General features: G+C 39.2%; 11 protein-coding genes. 4 read left to right on the top strand and 7 right to left on the bottom strand.

What is annotated here, in order from left to right; translation table 11 throughout:
* Positions 1-81: 81 nt before the first annotated feature.
* Genes GO621_RS18920 through GO621_RS15615 form a run of 3 tightly spaced genes read left to right on the top strand, consistent with a single transcriptional unit; the run spans position 82 to position 5,375 of the window.
* Positions 82-3,699 (top strand): T9SS type B sorting domain-containing protein, encoded by a 3,618-nt coding sequence (locus GO621_RS18920; protein ID WP_198170278.1) that lies wholly within the window; start codon positions 82-84, stop codon positions 3,697-3,699.
* Between the two features lie 26 nt (positions 3,700-3,725).
* The gene (locus tag GO621_RS15620; protein WP_157568703.1) at positions 3,726-4,433 is read left to right on the top strand and encodes a gliding motility-associated C-terminal domain-containing protein; all 708 of its coding nucleotides are present in this window, start codon (positions 3,726-3,728) and stop codon (positions 4,431-4,433) included.
* Positions 4,434-4,460: 27 nt separating this feature from the next.
* Positions 4,461-5,375, top strand: a complete 915-nt coding sequence (locus tag GO621_RS15615; RefSeq protein ID WP_157568701.1) for a PorP/SprF family type IX secretion system membrane protein — start codon at positions 4,461-4,463, stop codon at positions 5,373-5,375.
* A gap of 79 nt (positions 5,376-5,454) precedes the next feature.
* Here the strand turns inward: GO621_RS15615 and GO621_RS15610 are convergent, their stop codons facing one another.
* From GO621_RS15610 to GO621_RS15580, 7 genes are all read right to left on the bottom strand, one after another.
* On the bottom strand, positions 5,455-6,687 hold the full coding sequence (locus GO621_RS15610) for a glycosyltransferase (RefSeq protein ID WP_157568699.1): 1,233 nt from the start codon (positions 6,685-6,687) through the stop codon (positions 5,455-5,457).
* Positions 6,688-6,692: 5 nt separating this feature from the next.
* Positions 6,693-8,162: an O-antigen ligase family protein gene (locus GO621_RS15605; RefSeq protein ID WP_157568697.1), complete on the bottom strand. Its 1,470-nt coding sequence runs from the start codon at positions 8,160-8,162 to the stop codon at positions 6,693-6,695.
* A gap of 134 nt (positions 8,163-8,296) precedes the next feature.
* The gene (locus tag GO621_RS15600) at positions 8,297-9,502 is read right to left on the bottom strand and encodes a glycosyltransferase (protein ID WP_157568695.1); all 1,206 of its coding nucleotides are present in this window, start codon (positions 9,500-9,502) and stop codon (positions 8,297-8,299) included.
* Positions 9,503-9,519: 17 nt separating this feature from the next.
* A complete protein-coding gene (locus GO621_RS15595; protein ID WP_157568693.1) occupies positions 9,520-11,664 on the bottom strand; it encodes an exopolysaccharide transport family protein in 2,145 nt (714 codons plus the stop codon).
* Positions 11,665-11,714: 50 nt separating this feature from the next.
* The gene (locus tag GO621_RS15590) at positions 11,715-12,416 is read right to left on the bottom strand and encodes a TolC family protein (protein WP_157568691.1); all 702 of its coding nucleotides are present in this window, start codon (positions 12,414-12,416) and stop codon (positions 11,715-11,717) included.
* Positions 12,417-12,424: 8 nt separating this feature from the next.
* A complete protein-coding gene (locus tag GO621_RS15585) occupies positions 12,425-13,504 on the bottom strand; it encodes a sugar transferase (RefSeq protein ID WP_157568689.1) in 1,080 nt (359 codons plus the stop codon).
* Positions 13,491-13,880 (bottom strand): response regulator, encoded by a 390-nt coding sequence (locus GO621_RS15580; protein WP_157568687.1) that lies wholly within the window; start codon positions 13,878-13,880, stop codon positions 13,491-13,493. Before GO621_RS15580 ends, GO621_RS15585 begins: the two co-directional genes overlap by 14 nt.
* 257 nt (positions 13,881-14,137) lie before the next feature.
* Here GO621_RS15580 and GO621_RS15575 point away from each other — a divergent pair, with 257 nt between their 5' ends.
* Positions 14,138-14,755, top strand: a complete 618-nt coding sequence (locus GO621_RS15575; RefSeq protein WP_157568685.1) for an acyltransferase — start codon at positions 14,138-14,140, stop codon at positions 14,753-14,755.
* The last annotated feature ends 60 nt before the right edge of the window (positions 14,756-14,815 follow it).

Genomic DNA, 14,815 nt, shown 5'->3' with positions numbered 1-14,815 from the left:
TTAATACAAAAGAACTTTTTTTTCGATTAGCAATACTTATTTTAGCAGAAACTAAATACTTTTTGCAATTAACCTGCTTCTATGAAAAAAAGATTACCTTTTATTCTGCTTTTCTACTTTATCCTGCTTTGCAAACCGATTTTTGCACAGATAACTTTAGGAACATCACCTTACATTCAAGATTTTAATAGTATCGATAAAGGGTTACCTGCTGGTTTTACTGTTAGGACCGGTGCTACGGGTACTGCTTTAGGTACAACAGCAACTTTCGATCCGATAGCTAGTGTTGGCGCTACTTATTGGAATTACACTACCGGTGGTTTTAGAAATTATGCTTCAGCAAATGGGCTTCCTACCGGAACCACAGCGGCAATTCAAGCAGTGGCGCCAGACCGTTCACTTGGTGTAAGGCAAACCGGAAGTCTTGGTGACCCAGGTGCAGCATTTGTTGTACAACTTACCAATACCAGCAACCGTACTGGTTTTAGCCTAAGTTTTAAATTACAATCATTAGATGCTACATCACCACGCACAACAACATGGTCTGTTGATTATGGTTTCGGCGCTGCGCCAACTTCTTTTACAACAGTAGCAGCTACCGGAACTTTAACTACCGGGGGAAGCACTTTTACCAACAATACCGTTACCGTAAATTTTAACAGTGCGCTGGATAATCAAAAACAAAACGTCTGGATCAGGATTGTTACCTTAAATGCAACTACAGGAAGTCTCAATCGCCCAACTTCTGCTATCGATGATTTTACTTTAGCCTGGACGGATACACCAATTGGCACACCAACTTTAGATATTACGCCAACGGCCATCAGTTTTGCTGCACAAAACATCAATACTTCTTCTGCTGCACAAACTTATACTTTAACTGGAAGTAATCTTACCGGAAACAGTACGGTTGCAACAACTGCTCCTTTTACACTATCAAAAGATAACGTTGCTTTTTCAACTTCTGCAACCTATACAGCAGCAGAATTAGCTGCATCTAAAACAGTTTATGTAAAGTTTAACCCCACAACGCCTGGAGCTTACAATGGAAGTATCATCAATTCTACCGTGGGTAGTTCGTCGAACAAAGTTTTAACATTAACAGGCTTGGCTGTCGATCCCAACAACCTCGTCTATAATTTTAATACCTGTGTGGTCGGCTCTTCTACTTTATCTGACGGATGGACGCAGTATAGCGTAGCAGGCGATTTACAGACCTGGGCCTGTAACCCCTACGGCCGTGACCCGAATGCACCAACCGGGGCAGCTGTTTATCCAAATGCTGTGCAAATTAACGGATATGCCAACGGTACAAACGTAACTAATGAGGATTGGCTGATCTCTCCGGCCCTAAACATGACCGGCTTTAATTATCCATTGTTTTCGTTCTGGAGCCGTACTGCCTTTAACGGTTCATCGCTAAAATTAAAAATCAGCACCAATTATAGCGGTTCTGGTAATCCCACTTTGGCCACATGGACAGATATTGACGCCCCTTTTCCAAACCAGGCATCAGATACATGGACACAAACCAAGAACGTGGATCTTTCTGCATATAAAAAAGCAGGCGTTTACTTAGCCTTTGTTTACAATTCTACTACTGAAGATGGCGCGAGATGGACGTTGGATGATATTAACCTGCTTAACTCTCCCACAGCGCCGCCGCCTGCAATTTTTACCAATCCAACAAGTATTTCCTTTGCTTATCAGGCGCAAAATACTTCTTCAACCCAAAGCTTTAATACCTCTTTTAGTAACCTGACGGGGGGCGCAACATTAACTTCTGATAATCCTGCTTATACTTTATCTAAAGACGGAACCACTTTTGCAAGCTCCATAAATTATGCGGTAAACGAAGCATCAGGCCTTACAAAGCCGGTTACCATTCGCTTTAACCCGACTCAAGCCCTGGCTAATTATACCGGAAATATTACGGTTGCCTCGCAAAATGTTGCTAATATTACTATTCCCGTTACCGGAAATACTTATAATCCGGATAACACTTTAGAAGTGGTAAATTATAATATTGAGTGGTTTGGAAGTACGCAAGCCGGACTTGGGCCAACGGATAAAGATTTGCAGGAAGCCAATATCAAAACCATTTTGAGCAACATTAAGGCTGATATTTTTGGCTTGCTGGAAGTAGTGGATATTGCGCGTTTACAAAGAATCGTTAATTCGATGCCTGGCTACAGCATGTATGTTTCTGATTTTGGTTCTTATGCTGATAATGCAGCTGATCCAGATTATCCAGGTACACAAAAACTGGCTTTCGTTTACAAAACAGCCATGTTCGCAAACGTTAAAATTTCAGATTTTCTCCGTTGTACCCAAGCACAAAATTGTAACGATTTTAATTACTGGTCTAGCGGCAGGTTCCCTTACGTAATGGATGCTGACGTTACCTTAAATGGCGTAACCAAGCATGTTACTTTCGTTCTAATTCATGCTAAAGCAAATACAAGCCCAACAGATATTGCTTATGCCAGAAGAAAGGTAGGTGCAGACGATCTTAAAGCGCTGTTAGATGCAAACTACCCGGGCAAAAACTTCGTGATTTTAGGCGATTTTAATGACGATCTGAACCAAACGGTTACCGCCGGAATTATACCTCCAACAACTTCTTACAGCTCTTTTATCAGTGATCCTTCAAACTATTTTCCATTAACGCTTCCGCTTAGTATTGCAGGCAAGAAATCGACAGTTAGTTACAGTAGCGTAATCGATAACGTAATTGTTTCTAAAAGCATGAACACTTATTATGTTAACGGTACTGCCGAAGTTTTAAACAGTGTGGCAGGTTTGGTAACCAATTACGGTAATACTACAACTGATCATTATCCGGTTTTAACGCGTTATGCTTTTGGTAATGTTCCGCCAACATTAAATCCGGTTGCTAACCAAACTGTTTGTTATACCAATACACCGCAAACTATCCCACTGAGCGGTATTACTGCCGGGCCGGAAAGCGGACAAACCACTACCCTTTCAGTTTCTTCATCCAATACTGCTTTGATCGATCAGCTTTCCATTGTACAAGGCAGTAACGGAACAGGCACCATCAATTACCACATCAGCAACAATACATCTACCGCAGCAACCATAACGGTAACGGTTAAAGATAACGGCGGCACGGCAAACGGTGGCAATGATACTTTTACCCAAACTTTTAATATCAATGTAAACCCGCTTCCTGATGTTTTTATCAGCAGTAACCAAAGTCAGGAAGTTTCTAAAGGAACGGTTGTCAATTTAACAGCAACCGGCGGACAAACTTATACCTGGGCAAATGCTGCCGATATTATCAGCGGACAAAATACAGCTACATTGGCCGTTCGCCCTAAAGCAACAACTACTTATACGGTTACCGCAACCAATGCTTCCGGCTGTACCTCAACCAGGTCTGTTACTGTAAATGTTAGGGACGATTACCAGTTGGTTGCCAACAATATCATCACCCCAAATGGTGATGGCAAGAATGATTACTGGGTGATCAAAAACATTGATTACTATCCCAATAACACGGTTAAAGTTTTTGACAAAGCAGGCCGCCTTGTTTACAGCAAACAAGGTTATGCCAACGATTGGAACGGAACCTATAACAACAGTCCGCTTTCTCAGGGAACTTATTATTACGTGATTGATTTTGGCGCCGGTTTAGGTGTTTTTAAAGGTTACATTACCATCATCAGAGATTAATTTATCAATCCAAGACAAAATAAAGAGTGCGTTTAACAAAATTTTTGTGCGATAAAAGAAGCATCGCTGCTACAACTTTTATGGCTGCCATCCTAACTTTTTTCATTAGTAACCCTGCTTATGCTCAAACAGCACCGGCAGCAGCCCTTAATTTTGCTGCACAAAAAGTACGTACCAGTTCGGCTGCCCAAACCTTTACCATTAGGGGAAGTAACTTGACCGGAAATGTTACTGTAAGCACAGATCCTCCTTTTGCCTTATCAAAAGATAGTGTTATTTACCAACAAGCGCTTACTTATGATACAACAGAACTGATTTCGAACCAAATTGTGTATGTGAAATTCAGGCCAATAGCTACAGGAAATTATGCTGACAGCATTACCAATGTAAGCGCAGGGGCAGACAGCAAAATTATTGCTTTAAGCGGTACAGCGGTGTTTGGGAATAGAACCCAATCCGGAGACCGGCTGGATGCAAATAACATCATCACGCCAAATGGTGATGGCCGGAATGATACCTGGTTTATCAAAAACATCGATCAATATCCAAACAACTCTGTTAAAGTTATGGATAAGTCTGGAAACGTTGTTTACAGCAAACAAGGTTACACGAATGATTGGGGCGGAACTTATAATAACGGCCCGCTTGCACAAGGAACATATTATTATATTGTTGATTTCGGCGATAATTTGGGCTTAATATACAGAGGCTTCATTACCATCGTCAGAGATTAATCTTCACTTAAAAAGAAAAAACAAAAAATGTATTCAACTAAATTTTTATGCCATAAAAGAAGTATTGCTGCCGCAATTTTTCTATCATTTGTAATCATCCAGACATCGGTAAAAGCGCAGCTTAACCCGCTGGCTTCCCAGTATTTTCAAAACCAGTATTTGTTTAATCCGGCAATGGCTGGTATCAATAATGGCTTAAACCTCAATTTGAGTGTTCGTAAGCAATGGAGCTCTATTCCCGGATCTCCTTTTACGCAAGCCATTTCTGCTGATTATTTGTTAAGCCGTGCTGCTTTCGGAGTGAATGTTTACAATGAGCAGTCGGGTTTGTTAAAATCTACACGCGCTGTTGCTACTTATGCTTATCATATTCCGTTAGGCCAAAATAACCAGAAACTTAATTTCGGCCTTTCTGCCGGCGTTTTAAGTCAGCGTGTTCCGTATAATGAAGTTATTGGCGATCCAAATGATCTTTCAGTTGCCAGATACAACGAACGCAAAAGTTATTTGGACGGCGATTTTGGTGTTGCTTATACCAGCAATAACCTGAGCGTTCAGGCAGCTTTACCAAACCTGAGAAGCATTTTTAACCAGGATAATAATAACTATACGATAGACCGTTCCTTGTATTTTACGTCTGTGGGTTATCGTTTTAATTTTGGTGAAACCATTAATGCAATCGGATTGGAGCCAAAAGTTAGCTTTCGGGGTGTAAAAGGTTATACTAATATTCTGGACGCTGGCGCCAACTTAACGTTTGCAAATAACCTGTTATCTTTTCAGGGAATGTATCATTCTACCAAAAGCACTACAGTTGGTTTTGGTTTGAATAAGAACAATTATTCTATACTTGCTTTTTACACTACAGAAACTTCTGCCATCAGCAATTATACCAATGGCGATTTTGAAATTAGTTTACAGCTTCATCTGTTTGATAAATAAGAAAAAATAGAATTGCTAACAGAAGCCGTTAAGCCTTTTGGTTTAGCGGCTTTTACTTTCAACAAACCCTGTACTGTTTTTACCGGTAATTTTCTTTAACTGCCATTAACCGGTTTTCTGTTTGCACTATAGCTTTGTACATTGCGTTCACACTGTTTTCCCAGGTATGGTTAAAAGCAAAGCTCATCCGCTGGTGCTGCTTTTGTAAGGTATTTTCTGCCAAAGCCAAATGTATCTGTTGCACAAATTCTTCTTTGTTTTGGGCTAAATAAGTATGTTCTTTAAACATCAGCATCGCTTCGGTTGCTATAGCTACAACAGGTTTCCCAAGTGCCAGATATTCATCTATTTTTCTGGGATAATTGCCAATTGTTATTTCGTTAACCAGTTGCGGGTTGATGCAAACATCCAAAGCATCAATATAATTAGGTAAAACAGATGCTTCTTTTAATCCCATAAAATGAATGTTTTTGATAAGATGAAGTTCGCTAATTTGGAAACCTGCATCTTCCGGCCCAATTAAAACAATACTCCAATCAGGGTTAGCTTTTGCAACAAAAGCAATCAAATCAATATCCAAGCGTGGAGACGAAAGAGCACCAACATAACCAATTAAAGGCTGCTGTAAATGTTGCAAATCTGGCAGCTTTTGCTGTTTTAAAGAAGTAAAAAGGCTGAGATCGCAACCCTGGCCAATAAAAAAAGAGTTAATATTATACTTTTTGCAGTAGTTGGTTAAATATTGTGAGTTGGCTAAGCAGAGATCGTTTTTTTTGATCAGTTCCGGTTCCAGCATTTCGCCATGATACTTCCAATATTGGGTGCCCAGCATGTAGTCCCTCGAATAATAAATACTTGTTTTAGGGTGCAAAAACTCTTTCAGATAAAAACTTTTGAAAATATCATTATCATTGAAGAGGATAAAATCTTTAAAACCTAAAAAATCTGTAGCTTTTGTAATAGACCTGGCATAACGCGCATTGTTCCATTTATTGACCAGATCAAACAAAAAATGGCTTTTGATCCAATTGATGGATTCCAGCATACAATCCGGATATAAATTCCACAAGTTTTCCTGAATTTTTATGAGGCTGTTTTCTTCGCCCCGCATCATCCGTTTTCTTTTGATGATCTTTTCATCGCACTTGTTTCTAAAAACCGTAATCCTGTCGAGCGGCGGATTTATGTATAAGACACGGTTATTCGTACTCAATTCCAAGGCGATATTTTTACAGTTACTGCCAATTTCTGTATCCCACGCCTGTTGGCCTACAATAATAAAATCTCTGTTGGTGATTAAAGTTGGTTCCATCGTTATTATTTAATCGGTGACTGATCTAATTTAAGGCTGACAGGGATCAAAGCCGCTGCAAGAAAAAATAAAATATTAGTCGGAAACTGAACAATAGCTTCCTGTGGGAAATTGCCAATATTGAGTGCAAAAACAATGGTTGTAGCAGCGAGGCAATAAGCTTTAAGTTCGGGATTACGGATTAAAAAATAATTTTTAATGCCTGTTTTTAAAATCACAAACATGAGCATACAAATCAACAAAAGTCCGATTGGGCCAAGTTCTACTGCAACCCGCACATAACCACTATCCGGCGGAAAATGGGCTAAAAAAGAATAAGGCGCAAAACGCATTCCCCATACGCCTGTTGCACCCAACCCGCCACCGATAGGATGCGTAAGTATAAAAGGCTGGATCAGTTTCTGATTGTTTTTACGAACCATATAAGAAGCATCTTCAGATGGTTTAAAAGCACTTTGAAAACGGTAAATAGTTGGGTTTGAAGTTGGTATTACAATCAGGATACCTATCAGGATGCCTGCTATAATACTCATTGCCAAAACTTTTTTGCTGTAATTAAGAACGGCAATTAAAACCAGTGCAGCCGGGACCAGCACATAAGCGCCGCGTGTTCCAGAGTATAGCATATTGAGTAAAAAAAACAGTGCTAAAAGAAGCATTACTGCTTTTTTCCAGGTTTTAAGTGTTCCGGTAAGCAGGCACATACATAATAAACTGCCAATAACCATATTGTAAGCAAAAGTTACCGGATCAGAAAAAATGGAAAACTTACGCCAGATCCCTCCTATAAATAAAAGCGAGACCATCAGCGGGTCTGCTAATTGCGCCTGCTCAAAGGCAAAAAAACCAAAATACTCTTGTTTAAAAGCGTAAGCAGCAGCAAAAAAAGTTAATGCGATCCAAACTTTTAATATCGTCCGGATAAACTTTACCGACTTAATTTGATACACAAATACAAAATACAGCAACGTTATAACCGCAACAGTTCGGATGGTATATAACCAGCAAAAGAAGTTTGAATTAACTACCTCAAACAAATTATACACAATCCAGGTCAGGACCATTTTACTGATAGGTGTTTTAATAAAACTCCAGTCGGGATTGGTTTTCTGTTTGATAAAAAAGCCTAATAAAAGAAGCATCTGCAAGGCATCCATTAAAGTGCCCAACGGAAAATTTACCCCCATCCGGATTATCCACATCACGAGATAAGCCGCTATCAGCAATACAAGGATACCAGTTTCCGGATAAACCACAACGGCATAAACAAGGGGTAGGCCAATAATCACAATCAGTGCCATCAAACCTGCAATTAAGCCGAAACAAGCTACCAATAAAGGAAAAACAAAGGCCGCCAGCAATAAGGCGATGGGGATAAAATGATTTAAGCGAAGTAACGGGCTGCCAGAATAACTTCGGGAAGCGGGTAATATTTTTTTACCAACAGAAAAATAAGATGCTGGCAATACTTTCATTTAAAAGAACAATATTTTAAAAAAAAATATAAATACGCTTACAAAGGCCAGTACAGTGGCTAATAATCCGGCAATGTTTTTTTGCCGTTTTCCCGGAATTGCTATTCGATTTGCAGTTGAAACTTCCGGCCTGATCATATTTTTTCCTGCATTACTTTTTTAATATCTGCCTGATAATAATGCTCCGTTGCAACAGAACCTCCCTCTGTTTTGCTTATTCTCAGCAGGGACAAAACCTGGTAAAACATAAACTTTGGTATGCCATATAAGGCTTTGTAAATTCGATGGTCCGCTTTCGACTGGTACAAGGCAATAAAAAAACTAACGATAAAAGAAGCATACCCTGCCAGCCAAAACCAGGTATAAGCCGGATGGACCCATAAATTGGCAATTGTACAAATGCCGGACAAGATCAGGAAAATAAATAAAGGTGGCCGTAAAAGTACCAGTCCAAATAAAACCTGGTTTTTGCTTAAATTACCTAATCCTCTAAATATCAGCTTAAACCCAAACCCTGCATACCGAAACCAAGCCCTGATCCACCGGGTTCGCTGGTTAACCAATTGCTGCGGGTGCATGGTTTTTTCATCATATACAATTGCTTTGTGGGCAAAGGAAATTTGTAAGCGATAGTTAACAATTTCCGCTTGCAGCACTTTATCAAAACCAGCGCCGCTTATATCTAAGTTTTCAAGGCAAAATCTATAAAGTTCTGTCGTAAATGCCATTCCGGAGCCGGCTAAGGTAGCAGAAGAACCAGCTTTAAAGAGCAGTTCGCCATCATAAAAATGATAGTAGATATCTCTTGCTGCGTCCAGGCAGGCGTATGTTGTGTTTAAGTTTTTTGCTGCCCTAAGCCCTTGTACCGCCTGGTAACCATTGGTAAAACATACATTCATCTCGCTCAAATATTTGGGATGGGCAAGGTTGTCACTATCAATTATGGTTAACCTTGGATGAGGCCTTACAAAACGTTTTATGGCATAAAAATGCGAGCGTATATTACTTTTTAATGGTTTCTCCGGCCTTAAAACAATTACCTGCGGATGATCAAAGTTAAGCTGCGAAATGTCGCATTGATCCGCCACAATATAAATCATAAAATTAGTGTACTCCTGTTTTAACAGCGATTCAATAACATTTGGCAGTGCATCTGTTTGCTGATAAGCAGTAACGATAATACCATAATCGGCCTCGGTTACCCTGTTCCATACTTTGTTTAACCTGAATTTATTTCTGGCTGCCGGATAAAGAAAGTATAATAATAATGGAAAAACCAGGTTATACCCGATAGCCAACTGAACTGCTTGCCAAATAAATATCAATATACGGATATACATCAGAAAAAATATAACGGTTAAACCTCTTGTACTTCTAATCCTTTACTTATTACCACTTTATTCATTACCATTCCAATAAACTTTGAACTTAAGGTATGTAAGTAGTTTAGATATAATTGTTTGTTGGGTGTTATAGATTGGTTCGCTTCAAAAACAGCAATTACTTTATCAGCAAATTGTATCCATTCTTTTGCTTTGTTCATCAGGCTTAAAGCCTGCGTTTCAATGATGATGACATCGAAGTTTTTTTTCAACTGATTAAATCTATCTTGAATAATCTTTTCGCTGCTTTTTTCAAGTAACGACTGCTCGCCGCCCCGGTTGCCCATTACACAGATCAGGCTGCTATTCTGAAGTTGAATCACCGCTTCTTCATCCCTTAAAAAATCCTCTAAATAAGCATTGTCAATCGCGGCTTTGGTTATAGATGGATTATCGAAATTTCCGTCAACTACTAAAACTTTTTTATTGGCCATTGCATACGCAGATGCCAGGCTCATACAAACCAGTGATTTCCCTTCTGCTTCGTTCATGCTGGTAATAGCCAGTATCCGGCCTTCTGCTTCCCCATTAAATGGTTTGTCTGCCTGTAGTTCGCTGTCAATTTCGTACCGGATAGAACGCAACAGGTTTTTAAACTGCTGCAACTCGTTGGTACTTTGCTTACTATTGCCAATACGTTTAAAATCTATACCCGATTTAACGATCAGGTTCAGTTGCCCTAAAACCGGAAGCTGGGCAGCATTGGCCAACTCTAAAGGCATACGGATGGTGCTATCCAAATAATATAGTATAAAAAGTACCATCAGACAAAATACCGCACTCAGTACGCCGCTCAATAAAGTTAGCAGCAGCTTTTTAGAAGGTTGTTTTGTGCCAGGCATAGCAACTTCAATTTGCTTTAAAGTTGATTTTACATCAGATTCTATGGAAGACTGGTTGTACTTGTTTTGAACATCTATATACTCTTTGGAAGCCACTTCGATATCGCGCTCGTAAGATTGGATAGCTGCATCAAAAGGAACGATCCGGTCAAGCTGATGATTTAGCTGATTGACATGATTATCCAGATTTTTTAACCCGGAACGTGCCATATCGCGCGTAATTTCCATTTTAACTTTTTCCTGTACTAAACTTTCTTTTCCGGCCAAAGGATTAGCAACATACTGATCGGACATCTGGCTGATTTGTGTATCGAGTACATTTTGCAGGGAATCACTGCTTTTTTTGTACCGTGCATCAAAATTATTCTGAATGTATTTGCTGTTTATTGCAGCCAGGCGGTCTTTTGTTTGTGCAATCAGGCCATTAATTCTAACTGTACTTGCTTCCAGGTACCTTCTGTCGTTCGGGTTAAACCGGCTGTTAATATTTGCAATGGCACTGTTGTAGGATAAAATGTCTTTTTCTGCCTGTGCTTTACGGTCCTGGTATTCTATAAGCTGAGCATAAATGGAAGTTGACTGGCCTTTAAGGTCAAGGATATGGTTTTGTATCTTGTAATTTTTTAATGCCGCTACTTTTTCGTTCATGGCATCCAGTTTTTGTTTTACTAATTTTTCTAAAAACTGGTTAGCATGGCCCTTGTTCTTTTGCTGCTCTGTAATGGTATAAGCTATAAATTCTTTACAAAGCGTATTTAATACAAATGCAGATAACTGCGGTTGTTCTGATGTAAAGTCCAGATGTACAAAATCACTGTTGTCCGTACGATAAACAGTTAATTCTTTTTTAATGCTTTCTGCATCGTACTTCTGGGCTTCCAATACACTTTGTAACCCTGCTTCGTCCTGGTTGGTTAAATCCAGAGGTTCATGATGCTGATATTTATAAGTAAATACTTTAATTGCATGCGCAAGCGCATTGGCATTAAGTTGTTGCAGTAATGTACTTTTAGCACGAAAAGGTTTTTTTGAGGTAAGATCGTGCAAAATAAGACTGTAAGAAACCTGGTCTGTTACTTTTCCTAAACGAATGGTTTGTAAAAGATTAGAAAATTGCTGGCTTACTTTTGATTCCTGAATAACAGCATCCGTATTTCCTAAAACTTGTTGGGAAGGATCAATAATCCCGGTTGATAAATCTGTTTGTGCTAAATAAAGGTCTGGCAGTTTCCGGGTTAAAAAAAAAGTGAGCAGCACAGCGATTACCGGTACGGCCATCAGTATAAACCGGTACCTGTAAAGCAGTTTTAAAAACCTGGCCAATTGCATTATTTAATATTTTCTAATTTATCGCCCACTATAGCCTCCAGATCGCTTTTAGCTATAAAAAAATTGGTTTCTGCCTGTAACTTTTGCTCTGTACGGGTAGCAGCGCTTAATAAGGTGGCGTTATAAGTTTCAAAAGAGGCCTCTCCTTTCTGAAATTTATATTTTGCCTGCTTTAATGCGCTTTGCATATCCTGGTAAGATTGTGTTTGTATTCTTACCAGGTTTTGTTGTAGCAGATAGGTAAAATATTTACGTTTTACATCCATCGTCAGGGTAATCAAATATTCGCTTTGTTCTTCGCCAATTATTTTTAGCTCTGTTTTGGCAACTTTAACGTTTGCCGGTTTTAATAAAAGCGACCCTAAGTTTAACGATAAGCCTAACTGGATGCCATTGAAAAGAAAGCGGTTAGTAGTGGTTGCGTAATTTGTAGCGGGGATGGTATAATTTAAAGTATTATCGGGCTGATAGATGTAAGAAAAAGTAAGCAGGTCAAACCAGGAAAGGCCGGCTTTGCTTACTGCGGTTTTTGCCAGGTCAATCCTGTTTTTATAAGCAGCAACACGCGGATAATTGGTTTTGGCTGAGGCAATTAGTTTATCCAGATAGGAATAAGAAATATCCGGGATAACAGAATCCTGTGCTTTGGCAAAAGCAGTTATCAAAATTAACAGGATAAAAAGAGTATAGCGTTTATACATGTTTGCTGTTAAACTTTTTCTTTTTGTAATAAAGCAGGGAAAGTTCCAAAAATGATTTTCAGGTCGAACCAGAAGGAATAATGACGGGAGTAAAAATTGTCTAATTTTTTCCTTTCCCGTTCAGACATGTCCTTGTGCCCTCTTCTACTAATTTGCCACAGTCCGGTTAAACCAGCAGGACCTAAAAATCGTGTAGCCCACTCATTAGAAGTAAGCTGTTCTGCCTCGTAAAGTGGTAAAGGCCGGTTGCCGACTACAGACATATCCCCTTTCAGGATATTAAAAAGCTGTGGCAACTCATCAATACTTGTTTTTCGTAAAAAAGCCCCGATCCTTGTTACCCGCGGGTCGTTCTTTAATTTTACAAAGGTTGATTTGCCTGCACCATAACCATCTGTGTATTGGTTCAGGTTGTTAAAGTTGGTTAACTGTTTGTCGGCATCGCTGCGCATAGACCGAAACTTATAGAAATTAAAAACCTGGTAACCGGTCCCTACACGTTTACTTCTGTAAATAATTCTCCCGTCAGATTCTATTGCAATTAACCCGGCCACTATGATAAATAAGGGCAGTAAAAACAGTATGCAGCTTACAGAAAAAACAAGATCAAAGGCGCGCTTGTTAAGCGGCATTTTATAAGTAGTTGTTACCTTTTCTGACAGGTTTGTCAGGTTTGGCTTAATCAGCTTAAAACGTACCAGGAAATCTAAACGTTCGGCCAGTTCCTCGTACGAAAATGGCTGTACATAAAAGTCATGTATTTTTAATGCACGCGCTTTCTGTTTTAAGCTGTTGGTAGCTTTAGAGGCCAGTAAAACAATAATCAATCCTTTTAACAGCGGATTTTTACGGATGCTGGCAATCACTTCAAAACAATGCCCCTGCTCATCTGCCTCAATCAAAATAATTTCGGGTAAAGTGCTTAAAGACTGCTCGGTTAGGTATTCGTTAAACTGGCTGTCGTTTTCACTCGAAAATATCTGGAACTTATGGTTCAGGTTTTCATAAATACCGTCCATTAAATCAGTACCGCAATAAGCAATACGAAGTTTATTGGTACTGTACGAATTCCGGTTAGTATAAGTCATCTGTTTCTATTGTCTGAAAAACACTGTTAATAATGGTTTTTAAACCGGCAGGGTTAAAAGGTTTGTTAATAAACCCTTCCACTGCAAAAGGCATTTTTTCTACCTGTTCTTTAATATCATCTGCCCCCGATAATACAATTACAGGTGTATCGCGGTAAAAACCACTGATTTTTAAATTGCGGATAAAAGAAGTTCCATCAAAATAAGGCATCTGCAAATCCGAAATAATCAATTGCGGATAATTGCCTTCTTCCAGCCAGCTAAAGGCATCTATCCCGCTCGTTTTCATTACTACTGTGTATTCTTTTGATAAGATAAAATTCAGCAGTTTAAGAATGCTTACGTCATCATCAACAACCAGAATTTGTTTTTTCATGCTTCACATTAGTTAACTGTAATACTTTTAATTCAAACTTACCTGCTACTACCTACTGTAAATCAAGGTTTTAATGTTTCTTTTTTTAATAACATTAAACTGATGTTACCGTATAGGTTGAAAACAGGTGCATAAATACTTTTTTTGCTACACGATAATTTCTTGTGCTTTTAAGCCAAAAATTTATTTCCTGCATGCTTGTACGAATGTTATTATAGAGGGTTATCAAAAAAATTAGATATTAATTAACACATACTATGGGCTTGAAAGATGCCGTAAAAAATAATCCTTCCTTAAAAAAGCTAGTGCACTGGACACTCATCCCGACCGGGCAAGCCAAACCGCGTACCTGGGTTAAATGGTTTGTCAATCCGTTTTTTCACAAGAAAAAGCAGGGCAGTATGATCCGCCGCCGTACACGTATGGATGTTTTTCCTTTTAACCGTTTTGAGTTAGGCCAAAATGCTGTTATTGAAGATTTTTGCACCATTAACAATGGTGTTGGCAACGTTTTAATTGGTGATAAAACGACCATCGGGATGAGCAACGTGCTGATCGGCCCGGTTATCATTGGCAAAAATGTTATTATCGCCCAAAATGTGGTTATAAGCGGTTTGAACCACAATTATGAAGATGTAAACCTACCGATACAAGCACAAGGTGTAAAAACAGCTCTGGTTGTTATTGAGGATGATTGCTGGATTGGTGCCAATGCCGTTGTTACAGCAGGTACTACTATCGGCAAACATTGTGTAATTGCTGCCGGTGCAGTAGTAACCAAAAACGTTCCTTCTTTTAGTGTTGCTGCAGGAAACCCCGCAGGGATAATTAAAAAGTACGATCAGGGGCAAAAAGCCTGGATCAAAGTAAACTGATGCTTCTTTTATCGGGTAAAAATCTGTGCCGGCATTTTAAACAGAATGTTAGATTTGCTG

The sequence above is a fragment of the Mucilaginibacter arboris genome (genome assembly GCF_009754915.1).
Classification (GTDB): domain Bacteria; phylum Bacteroidota; class Bacteroidia; order Sphingobacteriales; family Sphingobacteriaceae; genus Mucilaginibacter_A; species Mucilaginibacter_A arboris.
The sequence above is the reverse complement of the archived record's forward strand: the minus strand, read 5'-3'. Positions and strand labels throughout refer to the sequence as shown.